This is a genomic window from Streptomyces sp. NBC_01006 (assembly GCF_045162725.1).
Classification (GTDB): domain Bacteria; phylum Actinomycetota; class Actinomycetes; order Streptomycetales; family Streptomycetaceae; genus Streptomyces.
Window position 1 is genome coordinate 5,180,871 of record NZ_CP108700.1, and the last position, 16,872, is coordinate 5,197,742.

Genomic DNA, 16,872 nt, shown 5'->3' on the forward strand with positions numbered 1-16,872 from the left:
CACAGAGCCGCCGCACAGAACAGAAGGGAACTCGTCCATGCCAGCGAACATCCGGCGGAAGGCCGGGCGGCGCGCCGCCCTGGCCGCCGTCGGGGCGATGACCGCGGGCCTGCTGCTCACCGCACCGCAGCAGGCCACGGCCGGACCGCCCAATCTGCTCACCAATTCCGGATTCGAGACCGCCGGCGCACCCGGCGAGGACATGCCGTCCTGCTGGGAGAAGTCCGGCTGGGGCGACAACGACTTCACCTACGCCACCGTCGCCGACGCGCACAGCGGCACCAAGGCCATGAAGGTCTCGCTCACCCGCCGCCTCAGCGGCGACCGCAAGGCGCTCGTCACCGAGAACACCACCTGCGCGCCCACCGTCGTACCGGGCAAGCAGTACGACCTGTCCGCCTGGTACAAGTCGAACACCCCGGACGTGTCGGTGACCGTGTTCCGCCACGACACCACCGCGGGCTGGCAGTACTGGACCGACCTGCAGAATCCGCCGGTCAGCGCCGGATGGGCGCGCACGGAGGTCCGTACGCCCGCCGTCCCGCCCGGCACCGACAAGATCACGTGGGGGCTCTCGGTCTACGGGGTGGGCACGCTCACCACCGACGACTACGCGCTGGAGGAGGTGGGCGCGGCCCCGCCGCAGCCCACCTGCACGGGCACGCCCGACGAGTGCGCCAAGGGCAAGTGGGAGGTGATCCCCGCCAAGAACCCGGTGCGTTCGATGCACGCGGTGGTGTTGAAGAACGGCAAGGTGCTGCTGATCGCGGGCTCGGGCAACGACATCGCGCAGTTCAACGCGGGCACGTTCACCTCGGCCGTGTACGACCCGGCGAACGGGTCCTTCAAGACGATCCCGACGCCGGTGGACATGTTCTGCTCGGGCCACGTGCAGCTGTCGGACGGCCGGGTGCTGGTCATGAGCGGCAACAAGGGGTACCCGTCCGCCGACGGCAAGATCGGCTACCAGGGGCTGAAGGACTCCTACGTCTTCGACCCGGCGACCGAGGCGTACACGAAGACCAACGACCTGAACGGCGGGCACTGGTACCCGTCGGCGACGGTCCTCGGCAACGGCGACGTGATCTCCTTCGGCGGTCTGAAGGAGGACTCGACGGGCAACGTCACCGCGGAGAAGTTCTCGGCGGCGCAGGGCAAGTGGCTGCCGATGAACGAGGTCAACCAGACCTGGTCGTACTGGGGCCTGTACCCGTCGATGATCCTGATGCAGGACGGGCGGCTCTTCTACTCGGGCAGCCACACCTTCGGCAACGGCACGCAGGGCAGCGGCGCGTCGATCTACGACTACAACGCGAACACGATCACGGACGTGCCCGGGCTCCGCAAGAAGGACGAGCGCGACGAGTCCGCGAGCGTGCTGCTGCCGCCCGCCCAGGACCAGCGGGTCCTGACGATCGGCGGCGGCAACAACGAGTCGAACCCGGCGGCGAACCGGCTCACCGAGCTGATCGACCTCAAGGCGGCGAGCCCCGCGTACACCGCCGGGCCGGACCTGCCGCAGGGGCTGGTCGACGTGGGCGGGGTCAGGAGGGCGCAGACCGGGGCCGAGGGCAAGATGTACGTGTCGGCCGTACTGCTGCCGGACGGCAAGGTGCTGGAGACGGGCGGCGGGCTGCACGACCGGGCGGACCCGGTGTACGAGGCCTCGTTCTTCGATCCGGTGACCAACACCTACAAGGCCGGACTGCCGGCCGACCCGATCCCGCGGACGTACCACTCGGGCGCCTTCCTGCTGCCCGACGGGCGGGTCATGACGGTCGGCGACAACCCGGGCAACGGCACGTACAACAACAACGTGTCGATCTACACCCCGCCGTACCTCTTCAAGGGCGCGCGCCCGAAGCTCACCTCGGTGATCGACACGCAGTGGGTGTACGGGGACACGCAGCGGATCACCGTCGACCGGCCGATCGCCAAGGCGGAGCTGATCCGCCCGGCGGCGGTCACGCACTCCTCGGACCCGAACCAGCGCTACGTGGACCTGCCGTTGTCGGTGGTGAACAACACGACCGTGGACCTGAACGTCACCAGCAACCCGAACCTGGCACCGCCCGGCTGGTACATGCTCTTCGGGGTCGACGCGAACGGCGTCCCGTCGGTGGCGACCTGGGTGCACCTGGGCGGTGCTTCGGCGCTCGCGGCCACGGAGGAGGCCCCGTCCCCGCACGTCCACGAGTTCGCGGACGCACCGCAGGCGGCCCCGCAGCAGAACCCCGGGAAGCGGGACTCGGTGCCGGTCGCCCCGAGCGTGGCCGGCTGCGACCGGCACTACGGCACGGCGAGCCAGTGCGTGCCGACGAAGTTCCCGGCGGAGGTGAAGGAGACGACGAAGGCCCGCTGCGACTGGCTGGCCTCCCACCAGTACCCGAAGCGCATGAAAGTCAACGGAAGTGACCCGCTGCGCCTGGACCCGGACGGCGACGGCAATGCCTGCGGCTAAGCCGTAAGACACTCCCCAAGCCCCGGGATACGGCCCTCCGCCCGCGCTCACCGCGCGGGCGGGGGCTCTGCCCGGCCTACTTCGGTATGACGCAGTTGAGGGTGACCTCCGCGCGGTTCGACTTCGTGTCGTCGCCGACGATCGTGATCTGGGCCGATCCGGAGAACTTGTCGGTCCCCTGGAGCGCGACGCCGTCCCAACGCATCAGGGGGACGTCCTTGGTTCCCGCCTCGGTGAAGGTCAGGGGCAGGACGCCGGAGACGGATCCGTCGCTGCGGACCCAGCGGTACTTGACCGTTCCGGGGCCGGCCGCGGTGATCGTGCCGCCGAACGCCGGCACGAGGCCCCCGGAGACGATGATGCACGGTACGTCGCCCGTCTTGCCGAGGTAGCGGGCGCTCGCCGAGGTGACGTCGACCGGCTTCGTGGCGTCCGGCTTGGTGGTGTCCTCCTTGGCCACCGACGTGCACTGCACGGACGCGCCGCCGTGCTTCTGCTTGACCTGGTAGGTGGCGAACTTGACGTCATCGTCGACGAACTTGCCGTTGGACGCCACCCTGACCTCCTGCCGGTGCGTGCCATCGGAAATGATCACGCGTGCTCCGCCGCCGAAGCCGGAGAGCTTCAGGTCGAAGGTGGGCTTGTTGTCCGCAGTGGGCGTGCCCTTGACCAGGGCACAGGCTCCTGCCGTCGGGACCGCGGTCGTGGAGCCCGGGGCGCCGAGCGCGCCGGTCGATCCCAGAGCGAGTGCGGAAACGGTGAGGGACGCGAGGCATGCGAAACGAAGGTGCCGGTTCATGGGGTTCCTCTGGTGCCTGACGCAACTGGCCGCGTCGGCCTGGCCGGACCTGCCCGGACACGTCGCCCTTGAGGACAAGTGGCGCCGCTGAGGCAGGTGCCTGCCACGAGGGCGCGGCCCCAGCAGGCCGCCGCGCGGACCCCCCTCTTTTTCGACCATACGCCGTGCCCGGGCAGCTCGCCCGGGGAGCGGCCCGCGCTCTACGCGTGCCCGTACGCGGCGAGCGAGATGCCGACGTAGTGGGCCACGAAGGCGGCCAGGGTCAGGGAGTGGAAGACCTCGTGGAACCCGAAGAAGCGGGGGGAGGGGTTAGGGCGCTTGATCCCGTAGATCACGCCGCCGGCGCTGTAGAGGAGCCCGCCGACGATCACCAGGACCAGGACGGCGATGCCGCCGGTGCGCAGGAAGTCGGGGAGGAAGAAGACCGCTGCCCAGCCCATCGCTATGTAGCAGGGGGTGTACAGCCAGCGCGGGGCGCCGACCCAGAAGACGCGGAACGCGATGCCGGCCGCGGCGGCGATCCACACCGCCCACAGGAGCGTCCGTCCGGTGGAGGGCGGGAGCAGGAGCACCGTCAGCGGGGTATAGGTCCCTGCGATGATCAGAAAAATGTTGGCGTGGTCGAGACGCCGCAGGATGGCCTCGCCCCGCGGACCCCAGGTGCCGCGGTGGTACACGGCGCTGACGCCGAACAGCAGGCAGGCCGTGAGGACGTACACCCCGCACGCCACCCGCGCCCGCGTCGACTCGGTGAAGGCCATCAGCACCAGGCCCGCGACGACCACGGCAGGGAACATCCCGGTGTGCAGCCAGCCACGCATCAGCGGCTTGGCCTCCGGTGCGGCCGGAGCGGCGGCGGCGTCAGAAGTCATGGCCGCCATGCTACCTACGGGTCCGTAGGTTTCCGTTAGTGCGCTTTACGGAAGATTGACGGGAGTGGCGATGCTCACGTGAGAGGCCCCCTGGACATATGCGCACACGCACCGGATGATCAGATGAGTGCGGTCGGCACCGGATGAGCGGAGCGCGAAGCATCCGGGTCGCAGCCCCCACGGGGCAAACACCAAACAAACCCCTCTTCAAGGAGCAATCGTGGCGCGCGAGAACGCGGCTCCCCTTTCTGTCCCGACGACCCACCAGGAGCTGATCTCCTGGGTGGACGAGATCTCAGCGATCACCCAGCCCGACCGGGTCGTCTGGTGCGACGGCTCCGAGGCCGAGTACGAGCGCCTGTGCGCGGAGCTCGTCGCCAAGGGCACGTTCAAGAAGCTGGACGAGGGCAAGCGACCCAACTCGTACTACGCCGCCTCCGACCCCTCCGACGTCGCGCGCGTCGAGGACCGGACCTTCATCTGCTCCGAGAAGGAGGAGGACGCGGGCCCGACCAACCACTGGAAGGCCCCGGGCGAGATGAGGGAGATCTTCGCCGGGCAGGAAGGTATCTTCCGCGGCTCCATGAAGGGCCGGACGATGTACGTCGTCCCCTTCTGCATGGGCCCGCTCGGCTCCGAGCTCTCCGCGATCGGCGTCGAGATCACCGACTCCGCCTACGTCGCCGTCGCCATGCGCACCATGACCCGCATGGGCAAGGCCGTCCTCGACGAGCTCGGCACCGACGGGTTCTTCGTCAAGGCCGTCCACACCCTCGGCGCTCCGCTCGCCGAGGGCCAGGCCGACGTGCCGTGGCCCTGCAACACCACCAAGTACATCTCGCACTTCCCGGAGACCCGCGAGATCTGGTCGTACGGATCCGGCTACGGCGGCAACGCCCTGCTCGGCAAGAAGTGCTACGCCCTGCGCATCGCGTCCGTCATGGCCCGCGACGAGGGCTGGCTCGCCGAGCACATGCTGATCCTCAAGCTCACCCCGCCGCAGGGTGAGGCTGAATCTCCGACGTACCTTGCCGCCGCGTTCCCGAGCGCCTGCGGCAAGACGAACCTGGCCATGCTGGAGCCCACGATCCCCGGCTGGACGGTCGAGACCATCGGCGACGACATCGCCTGGATGCGCTTCGGCGAGGACGGTCGCCTGTACGCGATCAACCCCGAGGCCGGCTTCTTCGGCGTCGCCCCCGGCACCGGCGAGCACACCAACGCCAACGCCATGAAGACGATGTACGCGAACACCGTCTTCACCAACGTCGCGCTCACCCCGGACGGCTCCGACGTCTGGTGGGAGGGCATGACCGAAGAGGCGCCCGCGCACCTCATCGACTGGAAGGGCAACGCCTGGACCCCGGAGTCCGAGACCCCGGCGGCCCACCCCAACGCCCGCTTCGCCGTCCCGGCCTCCCAGTGCCCGACGATCGCCCCCGAGTGGGAGGACCCCAAGGGCGTCCCGATCTCCGCGATCCTCTTCGGCGGCCGCCGCGCCTCCGCCGTCCCGCTGGTCACCGAGTCCTTCGACTGGAACCACGGCGTCTTCATCGGCTCGAACATCGCCTCCGAGAAGACCGCCGCCGCCGAGGGCAAGGTCGGCGAGCTGCGCCGCGACCCGTTCGCCATGCTGCCGTTCTGCGGCTACAACATGGGCGACTACATGGGCCACTGGGTCGACGTGGCCAAGGGCAAGGACCAGTCCAAGCTCCCGAAGATCTACTACGTGAACTGGTTCCGCAAGAACGACGCGGGCAAGTTCGTGTGGCCCGGCTTCGGCGAGAACAGCCGCGTCCTGAAGTGGATCGTCGAGCGCCTCGACGGCAAGGCCGCCGGCATCGAGACCCCCATCGGCATCCTGCCGACCAAGGACTCCCTCGACCTGGACGGCCTGGACCTCCCCGAGGCGGACCTGGACTTCCTGCTCACCGTCGACAAGGAGGTCTGGCGCGACGAGGCCTCCCTGGTCCCCGAGCACCTGAACACCTACGGCGACCACACTCCCAAGGAGCTGTGGGACCAGTACCACGCGCTCGTCGAGCGCCTGGGCTGAAAGACCTGTCCGGAGCAAGCTCCGGGCACCTGAGTGTGGGAGCCCCCGACCAAGCGGTTCCCACCGCAGCACCGGCCGAAATCCCTGTCAGGAGTGTTGTCCGCGCTCCTCCAGGTAGGTCGTGTGCGTCTGCTGACGGCGGGCCTCTGCTTCGCGGAGGTCCGCCGTCAGGCGTTCCGCCTCCTCGTACAGCAGCGAAAGCTGCCGTTCGAGGTGACGCTCGGGCGACTCCCCGCCGGGCGTGAGCCGGGTCCACCAGCGCGTCCGGTTGTACGTGTCCACGCACTCCGGCACGTCCAGCTCGATCGCCCGCGACAGCGCGTGCACCGACTCCGGGTCGGCGGCCAGGACATCGGCCACCCACCCCGGCTCCAGCAGCGCCCCGTACAGCTCCATCAGCTCCGCGAGCCGGCCCTCGGCCGGATCCGGCAGGTCCACCTCGGCCACGTACTCCCGCAGCCGGCCGAACCGCTCCCGTATGTCGTCCAGCTGCTGCGAGGGCCCCCGGGGCTCGGGCGGCGCCGGCCGCTCCGGCGGGGCGATCAGCGCGCCCGCGCCGTACAGCCCGGCCACGACCACCGGCCAGTACGTGCCCGCCACCCCGGTGACGGTCAGGCCCAGCCCGACCATCCCGCAGGCGCTGCCCACCAGGTTCTTCTTCGACTCCAGCCAGCCGAGCACCCTATTGGTAGCCACGGATCTCCTCGAAGGCCCCGTCCAGCGAACCGTTGCCGCCGGTGGCGTCGAAGAGCCGCCCGCCGGTCAGTTCGGTGATGTGGGCGAGCTCCTTGCGGTCCGAGTCACCGAACAGCACCGCGAAGACCGGCGTGTGCTTCTGCGCGTCCGGCAGCCCGGCGTAGAAGGAGTCGAAGTCCTTCGCCTTGTCGCCGCTCTGCCCGTCCGTCATCAGCACGATCGAGGTGAACGCGTCCGCGTTGCCCTGGCCCAGGTGCTCGTACGCGGCCTTCAGACTGCCGTACACCGCCGTGCCCCCCTCCGGCTGGAGCGACGTCACATCGCCCCGGATCGCGTCCAGCGCGGGCCCGGGATTGCCCGGCTCGACGACGTGCGTCAGCACCTTCTTCACCTTGTCGCCGAACGGCAGGAGTGTCACCTCCTCGCGGTCCCGGAACCGCTGCCCGGTCCCCGAGTCACCCGTCCCCGTCAGCTCGGTGAGCGCCGACCGCAGCCGCCCGATACGGTCCTCCTCGGCCATCGAGCCCGAGGTGTCCAGCACGTACACCGTCCGCGAGGGCCGGCGCAGCTCGTTCTCGTACGAGGCCAGCAGCCCGTCCGCGACCGACCGGGTGCCGGGGAACGGCAGCTCGCGCCGCTTGTCCGCGTTCAGCCCGGCCGCCGGCTGCACCCCGGCCGCGACCGGCCGGCGGAAGGTCTTCTCGGTGATCGCCTTCTGCGCCTCGGCGCCGCTGAGGTAGTCGGTCAGCGCCCGCCCCGACTCGCGGGCCCCGGCCGGGGCCGAGGTCAGCAGGGTCAGCGGATAGTGGGCGGTGACCACCCCGTCGCGCGGCCGGATCACCGTCAGGCCCGCCTTCGCGTCCCGGTTCACGGACAGCAGCACCGATTCGTAGTTCACCAGCGCGTCCACGTCCCCGCGCTTGGCGTACGCGGTGGCCAACCAGCCGGAGGAGCCCGAGGTCAGCTTCTGCCCGGCGAAGAACTCCTTCAGCTTGGGCTGCGCCGTCTTCACGTCCGCGTCGGTCAGCGCCGCCTGCGCGCCCGACAGCCCGGAGGCCACCGAGATCAGCGCGGAGAACCCGGAGTTGGAGCGCACCGGATCGGTCATCCCGTACGACAGCTTCCCGGCGGCGACGGCCTCGTGCACCGCCGACCAGGTCACCTCCTCCGGCTTCCAGCCGAGCCGGGCCAGCGCGTCCGCCCGTACTCCAAGCGCGACCGGTGAGGACATCACCGGCGTCTCGCTGCTGAGCTTCCCGGCGGCCTCGGGGCGCAGCCGCAGATAGTCGTTGGAGGACAGCCAGATGGCGTCGTACTTGCCGTCGGCCTTCCCCGAGGCGACCTGCTCGGCCGCGTCCAGGGTGCCGGACCAGGTGAGCTCGACGCTGACCCCGGTGGCCTCCTTCGCCGCCTTCAGCACCGGCTCCATGTCGGCCAGTTCACTGGAGGCCAGCACGCGCAGCTTGCCCTCCTGGTACTTCGACCCGGTCGGCTTCGCCGTGTCCGGAGAGCCGGCGTCGCAGGCGGAGGCCCCGAGGAGGGTCGCGGCGAGCGCGACGGCCGCGGCGAGCCGTCTGCGCACCGATGCGGTACGCACGCTGCGGATGCTCATCGCTCCCCACCCTCCAGCACACCGGAGGTGCGCGTACGGGCCAGGTAGGCCGAGGCGGTCCGGAGCTCCCCGGTCAGGGACTCGACGGTGGCGGCCATGTTCTCGGTCGCCTGCGCCTTGAACGTGTCGATCGCGTCCAGCGTCTTGTAGATCTGCGCGAAGGCCGTACGCAGCGTCTCCGCGCCCACCGCCGGGTCGGCCGCGATCCGCTGGATCTCGCCGCTCTGCGTGGACAGCATGTCCGCGTTGCCCCGGATCAGCTCCTCGGTGGTGCCCTTCAGGGCGTTGACCTGCTCGATCACCTTGCGCTGGTTTTCGAGGGCCGAGGCCAGCATCACGGCGATCCGCAGCGCGGACACGGTGGTGGTGGCGGCCCGGTCGACGCCCTTGATCAGCTCGTCGTTGTTGCGCCGGACCACGTCCATCGCCAGGTAGCCCTGCGCGCACACCGCCAGCTGCGTCAGCAGGTCCTGGTGCTTCTGCCGGACCGGGAAGAGCAGGTCGGCGCGCATCACGTCGGCCGACGCCGGGTCGGTGTGCCCGGTCTCGGCGATCCGCTCCTCCACCGCCGCGTCCAGGGCCTCGGTGAGGACGGCGTACTCCTGGAGCTTGCCCATGGTCTCCCACAGGCGGGCCCGCTCGGTGTGCAGGGCCGCGTTGTCGCGGCGCAGCTCGTCCTGGCCGCTGCGCAGCGCGCCCACGATGGTGTTGAGCGTGGTCTGCGAGGAGGCGTACTTGGCCACGTGGTCGCGGAACCTGTTGCCGCCGGGCAGCTTCGAGAGCAGCTTGCGGGCCCCCTTGGCGGGCGTGTCCCGCGGGTCGAGGTCCTCGACGGTGCGGCGCAGTTCGACGAGGGAGCCCGCGACGCGGGCCTGGGCGTCGCCGCCCCCGTCGGAGCCCAGCGACCGTACGGCCCGCTCCAGCATCCGGTTGGACTGCTGGGCGGCGCTGCGGATCTCGCCGGCGCCGAGCCCGGATACCTCCCCGATGCGGCTCGCGAACTCGGGGGAGCGGGTGTCGATCCCGGCGAGCGAGCCGACGTACTCCCCGGCCCGGCGGGCCATCTCGTCGCGCACCTCGTCCTGGAGCGGGACCAGGCCCGAGGCCTGCTCCCGCCGTACGGGGGCGACGGGCTCGGGGGCGGTGAGGACGAGCGGGCTGTCCTGCGGTGGTGTCAGAGTCATGTACGTGCTCCCCCTAGCCCTTGGCGCGCGCGGCAAGCGCCATGAGGATCTTGACGGTCGGTGCGCTGACCTGGCGGATGCCGGTCAGCTCCGGGTTGAGGTACGCGGCGTGCGCGGCGGTGGCCGCGGTGAACTCGGGCACGCCGTTCTGCGGCCGGAACCCGTGCCGGACGGCCAGCTCGCGCAGCTTCGGGTCGTTGGCGAGGAGGGAGCCGAGCTCCTTGGCGTTCTCGCTGATCGGCACGAAGGTGTGCGGGGAGTTGACGGTGGTGTCCGGGTAGAGCACGACCATGCCGTCGGCGGCCCCCGTTCCGGGCTTCTGCTGGAGCAGCGAGGCCACCTGCGACTCGTACGCGAGGATGAGCGGCTCGCCGCTGCCGGAGATGAAGGCCCGGAACGGGTCGTCGGTGCTCGGTTCCAGGGCGCCCTGGACGCGGATCAGCTTCTGCATCAGGGGCGCCGTCCGGTCGATCCCGGCGTCGTCGGAGACCACGGTCTTGTCGTTGGCGACGTTCGAGGTGGCGGCCAGGAACAGCGCCCCGGAGTTGGACGTCGCCGGGTCGGTGGTCTTGATGTACACCCTGCCGGTCAGCTCGGTGAAGGCGGCGGAGCCGGACAGGTCCTGCCAGTTGCGGTCCTCGGCGGCGGCCTTGAGGTAGGGGCCCATGAGGAGGGTCCCCGAGTTCTTGCCGGTCATCTTGGCGAGGCTGTTGTCGGCGAGCACCTTGGCGGCGTTGGCGCGGGCGATGACCACGAGCGGGGAGAAGAAGGGCTTGGTGGTCTGGGCGCCCTTGACACCGGCCGCGGCCTCGATCTCCGGGGCGGGCTCGCTGCTGCTGGGGAAGGCGAAGTCGAAGTCCTTGAGGGCGAGTTGGTCCATCGCCCAGGAGCCGGACGTTTCGGTCTTCACGGTGTAGCCCTTGTCGGCCAGGGCTTTGACGACGTCGGGGTCGCGGAAGAATTCGGACTTCTCGGATCCGATGACGCCTTTCACGGTCTTCGTTGCCGTGGGTGGGGTCTTCTCTCCTCCGGCGAGCACGACGGCGACCACGCCGCCGAGGAGGAGGACCGCCAGGGCGATACCTAGGATGCGTCTCACGGGTGCAGCGTGCTCGCGGAAACCCACATTCCGCGCGAAATTGAATGAACGTCAGGTGTCCAGGCGGTCCCACTTCGAAATGCTGTGTGGATCGGCCGGTGCTGGCAGGCGGGGCGGCAGGCCGGGAGGATCGTCCCATGGGCGTGAGCGCGTTGAAGTGGCAGGGCTGGGCGGTCGGCCTGACGGTCCTGGCCGGCCTGCTGGTGTTCGCCCCGCTGGGCCTGTACGTGTGGGCCAGCGGCGAGCCGGGCGCGGCGCCGCCGCGACCGGCGGTGGAGGACGTACGGGTCACCGGCTGCCGGATCGACCCCGGCAGCCGCCGCGTGGTGGCGACGGTGGAGGTCTCGGGCCGCCCCGAGGGCACGGGCGCCTACGTGGTGACGGTCGAGTTCCGCGAGAAGGCGCACCCGGACCCGGACCCGGCCGCCCGCCCGCCGCAGGCCCTGGTCAAACTCCCGGGCGTGGCCCCGGGCGCGACGGAACACGCGGAAGCGCTGGGCCCGATCTGGCCCCCGGCGACGACCCCCTGGTGCGGGGTCGCAGCGGCGGAGTTCGAATCGAGCCCGGCCGGCTGATTCCAGCCCCGCGCAGCAGCACACCCGCACTCGGCGGGGCGGCCGAGCCGGAACCCATGGCAAGCCCGGCCAGGGCAATGGCACCCGGTCCGGAGCCTCCGCGGCCCCGGACCGGGGCCGATCAGAGGCTGCCGGCCAGGTCCCGTGAGGCCAGGGCGGCGGCATGCGCGTCCATGCGCTCGGCGGCGAGGATCGCGACGGTGGTGTCGGCGCGGGACGCGGCGACGACCAGCGCGCGGCCGGCGAGGTCATGGGCCCGCTGGTGGAGGGCGAGGAGTTCGGCGGCACCCGCGATGTCGGCGCGCGGCGCCCGCGCCGGGTCGGCGCCGCGCAGCCGCGCCACCTGCGCGGCGATCCGTGCGGCGGCGCCGCCCTGGCCGAGCTCGTCGGTGACGGTGAGCAGGGCCGCCAGGTGCCCGGCGAGCTGGATGTCCAGCGCCTCGGCGCGGCTGCTGTGCGGGTACCCCGCGTGGCTGTCGGAGTGGTGGCCGCCCACACGGTGGACGACCGACTTCGTGCGGATCGGCTCGTACATGAGGAGGCCTCCTGCTTGGTCAGGAGGCCATCCTACATTGGATTGGTTCTAAAGTTGTCCTTGATCCGGTATCGAGTGCCTAGTGCTGGCCGTATCCGTCCAGGAACTTGCCGATCCGGGTCACCGCGTCCGCCAGATCCTTGGCGTTCGGCAGCGTCACGATGCGGAAGTGGTCCGGCTCGGACCAGTTGAAGCCCGTACCGTGGACCACCATGATCTTCTCGGCCCGCAGCAGGTCGAGGACCATCTGCCGGTCGTCCTTGATCTTGTAGACGGCCGGGTCCAGCTTCGGGAACAGGTACAGCGCGCCCTTCGGCTTCACGCAGGTGATGCCGGGGATCTGCGTCAGCAGGTCGTACGCCGTGTCGCGCTGCTCCAGCAGTCGTCCGCCCGGGAGGATCAGGTCGTTGATCGACTGCCGGCCGCCGAGGGCGGTCGCGACGGCATGCTGCGAGGGCATGTTCGCGCACAGCCGCATGTTGGCCAGGATCGTCAGGCCCTCGATGTACGACGAGGCGTGCTTCTTGGGGCCGCAGACCGCCATCCAGCCGGCCCGGTAGCCGGCGACGCGGTAGTTCTTGGACAGCCCGTTGAACGTGAGGGTCAGCAGGTCGGGCGCGATGGCGGCGGTGTTGGTGTGCGTGGTGCCGTCGTAGAGGATGCGGTCGTAGATCTCGTCGGAGCAGACGATCAGGTTGTGGCGGCGCGCGATGTCCGTCAGCCCGCGCAGCATCTCGTCGTCGTAGACGGCGCCGGTCGGGTTGTTCGGGTTGATGATCACGATCGCGCGGGTGCGGTCGGTGACCTTGCGCTCGATGTCGGCGAGGTCCGGCATCCAGTCGGACTGCTCGTCGCAGCGGTAGTGCACGGCGGTGCCGCCGGCCAGGCTGACGGAGGCGGTCCAGAGCGGGTAGTCCGGCGCCGGGACCAGCACCTCGTCGCCGTCGTCGAGCAGTGCCTGCATCGACATCTGGATCAGCTCGGAGACGCCGTTGCCGAGGTAGATGTCCTCGACGTCCAGCTCGATGCCCTTGGTCTGGTAGTGCTGCATGACCGCGCGGCGCGCGGAGAGCAGCCCCTTCGCGTCCCCGTACCCGTGGGCGTTGCCCAGGTTGCGGAGCATGTCCTCAAGGATCTCCGGCGGGCACTCGAAGCCGAAGGCCGCGGGGTTGCCGGTGTTCAGCTTGAGGATGCGATGACCTGCTGCTTCGAGCCGCATGGCCTCTTCGAGCACGGGCCCGCGGATCTCGTAGCAGACGTTGGCGAGTTTCGTTGACTGGATCACCTGCATGACGGGAGCTTACGGGCCGGGCGGCCGGTCCGCCGAGGTATTCGGGGCGGGAACGCAGGAGGGATATGTCCTGTTTCGCATGATGGGACGGTGGGGGCCCGGTCCGCCCTTGGAAACGGCGGCCGCGCCGCCGCCGCGACCTGCGGAATGGGTGGACCCGGGGCGGAGCCGGATCCCTGGTGTTGCACTCGTCACGTCGGGGTGTGCGTACGGAAGGCGCGTACGGGGCCTGAGTACGGGCATGAGTACGCGCACTCATGCGTCACGGCGCCGCCGCGGCGCAGGCTGGCCTTCGACGGGCGGTCGCAGGCGCGGGAAGGCGGGGCGGAGCGGTGGAATTCATGGTCGGGGACATGACGATCAGCACGGTGGGCACGGACGGCGACGACCGGGCGATCGAGTTCCTGGTCGCACCGCGGAGCGGGGACGGCGGCGAGGGCGCCGAGTGCGGCGAGGAGGCGCACTTCGCGATCCACCGCGAGCACGACCAGGGCTGGGAGGCCGCCCGGCTGACCATCGACCCCCTGTCGGGGAGCGTCCCGATCGCGGCGGTGGAATGGGCGATGGAATTCGCCCGCGAGTACCTGTGACCGGCCGCGGGCCGGGGCCCGGACCCCGGTCCGGGCCCCGGCGCCGTTGTCAGTGGGCGCCCGTAGGGTCGTGGGTGGGGGAAAGGGGCGGACCGTGAAGCAACTCCGCATCATGGTTGGGGACGCGACCAGCCCGCAGGCCAAGGGCCCGAAGATCATCGGGCACGTCTGCAACGACATCGGCGGCTGGGGCAAGGGCTTCGTGCTGGCGCTCTCGAAGCGCTGGCCCGAGCCCGAGAAGGAGTTCCGGGCCTGGCACCGGCGCCGCAGCGGCAACGACTTCGGGCTCGGCGCGGTCCAGCTCGTCCAGGTGCGGCCGGACACCTGGGTGGCCAACATGGTCGCCCAGCGCGGCATACGCACGGGCAGCGACGGCCCGCCGATCCGCTACGACGCGCTGGAGCGCTGCCTGGCGGCACTCGGCGGGCACGCGCTCGCGCTGGAGGCCTCGGTCCACATGCCCCGCATCGGCTGCGGCCTGGCCGGCGGGAAGTGGTCCCGCGTCGAACCGCTGATCACCGGTGCCCTGTGCGCCCGGGACGTGGCCGTGACCGTCTACGACCACGCCTGAGCGCGGGCGCGGGCAGGGGCGGGGGCGCCGCCGGGGCTACGGGGTGATGACCACCAGGGGGATCTCGCGGGGGGAGGCGGAGGCCTGGTAGTCGTCGAAGAGGGGCCACAGGGCCGTCATCGCCGGCCAGTAGACCTCGCGCTCCGCCGGGCAGGCCGTGCGGGCCGTGGCCCGGAAGACGGCCGCGCCGACCTGGAGGCGGACCTCCGGGTGCGTGGTCAGGTTCCGGTACCAGGCCGGGTGCTCCGCGGCGCCCCAGTGGGCCGCGAGCACGATGTGGCGGCCCGCGTCCTCGACGTAGATCAGCGGGGTCCGGAAGGTCCGGCCCGTGGCGCGGTCGAGCGTGGTGAGCAGGAGCGTGGGGACCCCGTGCCACAGGTGGCCGTCGAGCCCGCCGGTGGTCACGTAGTCCTGTACGTGGTCGCGTTCGCGGCTCTGGCGGGGGTCGGTGGGGTGTTCCCAGTCGATGGTGATCGTCTGCATGGCGGTGCCTCCGAATCAGGGCCCCCGCGGGACTCAACGATCCTTCTCGGCCCCTGGATGCGGCCGGCCTCCGGCGGACACCCGTCCAGACGATGTGCGGCCCCGGCCCGGGGACACCGCCCCAGGCCGGGGCCACCAGCAGCTCTTTGCCGCGCCACCGCCCCGGCTAGGGGAGGTAGCGCTCGATGACCTGCGGACCCTCCTTCTCGATCAGCTGGCGCGCCTTCTCGAGCCGCTCCGGAGTCGGCTCCATGCCTTGCACCATCACGAGGTCCTCGGGGTCGTACGGCCGTTCCCCGCCGCTGAAGAACTTGGTCGGCCGACTGGGCTGCTGGCCCGATTCACTGTCCATCGGGATACCTCCTCGGAAATGCAATGCCCACCTGGTTCCCTCATCCTCCGGCGACATCTCCATGAACGCACCTCGGACTCGTACCCTCCCCCCATGGACAAGATCGCTTCCCGCCTGGAGACCGCCGCGACGCCGACCGCCCCCGCCCTCCTGCTGCGTCCCTGGCGGCAGGCCGACACCGGCGACCTCGTCGAGGCGTACCGGGACGCCGCCCTGCGCCGCTGGGCGAGCGCCACCGTCCACGACGAGGCGAGCGCGGCGCAGTGGGTCCGCGACCAGCGGCGGGGATGGGAAACGGGCGACCGCTTCGCCTTCGCCGTCGTGGAGCCCCGGGCGGACGGGGACGAGGGGCGGGTACTGGGTCAGGTGGTCCTCAAGGGCGCCGCTCCCGGCGCCGCGTCCGCCGAGGTCGGCTACTGGACGGCCGCCCCTGCCCGCGGCCGGGACGTGGCACCGCGCGCTCTGCGGACGCTGACCGACTGGGCCTTCGCCTCCTTCGGCGGCCAGGGGCTGGAGCGCCTGGAGCTCCTGCATCAAGTGGACAACCCGGCGTCCTGCCGCGTCGCGCAGAAGTGCGGGTACGCACTGACCGGGATCCTGGCCGCGGAGCCGCCCGCCTATCCCCACGACGGGCACGTGCACGTGCGCGAGCGCGGCCTCTGACCTTCCCGGCGCGCGCCGCCTACGCCGAGGCGATCGCCGCCAGCGCCGTCACGGCCACTATCCCCGCGCAGATGCTCAGGTTCACCGTCCTGTGCTCCCAGAACACCGCGACGAACTCGCGGAGGGTGGCGCTCGGCCAGAAGTACGTGGCGGTCGGGGAGCCGAGCACCTGGCCGTTGACACCGGCCGTGCGGGCCGTCATCGCCGCCCGGAACGCGTGGAAGTTGTTGGTGACGACCACGCACCGGTAGCCGGGGTCCGCGTCGGCCATGATCGTGCGGCTGAACGCGAGGTTCTCCTTCGTCGTGCGCGAGCGGTCCTCCAGCCGTATCCGCTCCTCCGGGACGCCCCGCGCGATCAGCCAGTCGGCCATCGCCCGCGCCTCCGAGAGCTTCTCGTCCGAGCCCTGTCCGCCCGAGACCAGCAGCAGCGGCGTGCGCCCGCCGCGGGCCACCTGGGCGGCGTGGATCTGCCGGCCCTTCTCCAGCCGTGAGGCCAGCAGCGGGGACACCCGCTCGCCGCAGATGAGCCCGGAGCCCAGCATCACCACGTAGTCGACGTCGCCGCGGACCGTGATCCGCCCGTACAGGAAGGCGTACGCCAGGAAGCAGAGGAAGATGAAGGAGACGTAGCCGACGAGCATGACCAGGCCCGCCACCATCGTGTCCACGACCCGGGAGCCCCGCCCCGCCACACCGAGGACCAGTGCGATCAGCGCGAAGATCCCCAGGCCCGCCGCCATGGACAGCAGATTGGTCGGCCTGCGCCCCTCCTTGCGGACCATCGTCAGGCCGTTGCGGATCAGGTAGCCGCCCAGGACGAGCGTGCCGAGCGTCGGCACGACCAGCACCAGCAGCACCGCGATCGCGTCCAGGGGTGACGGCAGTTCAGGTATCTGGAACAGCAGGCCGATCGACCCGCACATGAGGGTGAGGCCCAGGAGGACCGCGTTCCGGAAGCGCCGGCGGTCCTCCCGCACACTCACGCAGAAGAGGACGAAAAACAGCGCGGCGGGGACAAAGGCGAGCATGCC

Annotated in this window: 17 protein-coding genes; 6 read left to right on the forward strand and 11 right to left on the reverse strand. The window is 70.8% G+C overall.

Features of this window, described 5'->3' with window-relative positions; genetic code table 11:
• Positions 1-37 precede the first annotated feature (37 nt).
• Positions 38-2,461 (forward strand): galactose oxidase-like domain-containing protein, encoded by a 2,424-nt coding sequence (locus tag OG509_RS23840; RefSeq protein WP_406184500.1) that lies wholly within the window; start codon positions 38-40, stop codon positions 2,459-2,461.
• A 76-nt stretch (positions 2,462-2,537) separates the two neighbouring features.
• Here the strand turns inward: OG509_RS23840 and OG509_RS23845 are convergent, their stop codons facing one another.
• Both OG509_RS23845 and OG509_RS23850 read right to left on the reverse strand, forming a co-directional pair.
• Positions 2,538-3,260 (reverse strand): hypothetical protein, encoded by a 723-nt coding sequence (locus tag OG509_RS23845; RefSeq protein WP_406184501.1) that lies wholly within the window; start codon positions 3,258-3,260, stop codon positions 2,538-2,540.
• A gap of 200 nt (positions 3,261-3,460) precedes the next feature.
• Positions 3,461-4,141, reverse strand: a complete 681-nt coding sequence (locus tag OG509_RS23850; protein ID WP_406184502.1) for a hemolysin III family protein — start codon at positions 4,139-4,141, stop codon at positions 3,461-3,463.
• A 211-nt stretch (positions 4,142-4,352) separates the two neighbouring features.
• Between OG509_RS23850 and OG509_RS23855 the strand changes: the two genes are divergently transcribed.
• Positions 4,353-6,188, forward strand: a complete 1,836-nt coding sequence (locus OG509_RS23855; protein ID WP_406184504.1) for a phosphoenolpyruvate carboxykinase (GTP) — start codon at positions 4,353-4,355, stop codon at positions 6,186-6,188.
• Between the two features lie 87 nt (positions 6,189-6,275).
• Here OG509_RS23855 and OG509_RS23860 read toward each other — a convergent pair whose 3' ends face one another.
• From OG509_RS23860 to OG509_RS23875, 4 genes are read right to left on the reverse strand one after another with little or no spacing between them, the layout of a single operon-like run.
• Positions 6,276-6,884, reverse strand: a complete 609-nt coding sequence (locus tag OG509_RS23860; protein ID WP_387282062.1) for a hypothetical protein — start codon at positions 6,882-6,884, stop codon at positions 6,276-6,278.
• Positions 6,871-8,496 carry a substrate-binding and vWA domain-containing protein gene (locus tag OG509_RS23865; RefSeq protein WP_406184505.1) on the reverse strand — a complete coding sequence of 542 codons (1,626 nt, stop codon included), beginning with the start codon at positions 8,494-8,496 and terminating at the stop codon, positions 6,871-6,873. The genes OG509_RS23860 and OG509_RS23865 overlap by 14 nt, the downstream gene beginning before the upstream one ends.
• Positions 8,493-9,680 carry a toxic anion resistance protein gene (locus OG509_RS23870; RefSeq protein ID WP_406184506.1) on the reverse strand — a complete coding sequence of 396 codons (1,188 nt, stop codon included), beginning with the start codon at positions 9,678-9,680 and terminating at the stop codon, positions 8,493-8,495. Before OG509_RS23870 ends, OG509_RS23865 begins: the two co-directional genes overlap by 4 nt.
• A gap of 13 nt (positions 9,681-9,693) precedes the next feature.
• Positions 9,694-10,779 (reverse strand): hypothetical protein, encoded by a 1,086-nt coding sequence (locus tag OG509_RS23875; protein ID WP_406184507.1) that lies wholly within the window; start codon positions 10,777-10,779, stop codon positions 9,694-9,696.
• A gap of 143 nt (positions 10,780-10,922) precedes the next feature.
• Between OG509_RS23875 and OG509_RS23880 the strand changes: the two genes are divergently transcribed.
• Positions 10,923-11,354 carry a hypothetical protein gene (locus OG509_RS23880; protein ID WP_406184508.1) on the forward strand — a complete coding sequence of 144 codons (432 nt, stop codon included), beginning with the start codon at positions 10,923-10,925 and terminating at the stop codon, positions 11,352-11,354.
• 121 nt (positions 11,355-11,475) lie between these two features.
• Here the strand turns inward: OG509_RS23880 and OG509_RS23885 are convergent, their stop codons facing one another.
• On the reverse strand, positions 11,476-11,889 hold the full coding sequence (locus OG509_RS23885) for a hypothetical protein (RefSeq protein WP_406184510.1): 414 nt from the start codon (positions 11,887-11,889) through the stop codon (positions 11,476-11,478).
• Between the two features lie 79 nt (positions 11,890-11,968).
• Positions 11,969-13,180: a pyridoxal phosphate-dependent aminotransferase gene (locus OG509_RS23890; protein WP_406184512.1), complete on the reverse strand. Its 1,212-nt coding sequence runs from the start codon at positions 13,178-13,180 to the stop codon at positions 11,969-11,971.
• Between the two features lie 353 nt (positions 13,181-13,533).
• Here OG509_RS23890 and OG509_RS23895 point away from each other — a divergent pair, with 353 nt between their 5' ends.
• Together OG509_RS23895 and OG509_RS23900 are read left to right on the forward strand one after the other, a co-directional pair.
• The gene (locus tag OG509_RS23895) at positions 13,534-13,770 is read left to right on the forward strand and encodes a hypothetical protein (protein WP_406184513.1); all 237 of its coding nucleotides are present in this window, start codon (positions 13,534-13,536) and stop codon (positions 13,768-13,770) included.
• Between the two features lie 94 nt (positions 13,771-13,864).
• On the forward strand, positions 13,865-14,341 hold the full coding sequence (locus tag OG509_RS23900) for a macro domain-containing protein (protein ID WP_406184515.1): 477 nt from the start codon (positions 13,865-13,867) through the stop codon (positions 14,339-14,341).
• Positions 14,342-14,377: 36 nt separating this feature from the next.
• Here OG509_RS23900 and OG509_RS23905 read toward each other — a convergent pair whose 3' ends face one another.
• On the reverse strand, positions 14,378-14,824 hold the full coding sequence (locus tag OG509_RS23905) for a nitroreductase family deazaflavin-dependent oxidoreductase (RefSeq protein ID WP_406184516.1): 447 nt from the start codon (positions 14,822-14,824) through the stop codon (positions 14,378-14,380).
• 166 nt (positions 14,825-14,990) lie between these two features.
• Positions 14,991-15,176 (reverse strand): hypothetical protein, encoded by a 186-nt coding sequence (locus tag OG509_RS23910; protein WP_406184517.1) that lies wholly within the window; start codon positions 15,174-15,176, stop codon positions 14,991-14,993.
• 93 nt (positions 15,177-15,269) lie between these two features.
• Between OG509_RS23910 and OG509_RS23915 the strand changes: the two genes are divergently transcribed.
• Positions 15,270-15,839: a GNAT family N-acetyltransferase gene (locus OG509_RS23915; protein ID WP_406184518.1), complete on the forward strand. Its 570-nt coding sequence runs from the start codon at positions 15,270-15,272 to the stop codon at positions 15,837-15,839.
• A gap of 19 nt (positions 15,840-15,858) precedes the next feature.
• Here the strand turns inward: OG509_RS23915 and OG509_RS23920 are convergent, their stop codons facing one another.
• Entirely contained in the window at positions 15,859-16,869 is a 1,011-nt protein-coding gene (locus OG509_RS23920) for a YdcF family protein (RefSeq protein WP_406184520.1), read from the reverse strand.
• Positions 16,870-16,872: the final 3 nt, after the last annotated feature.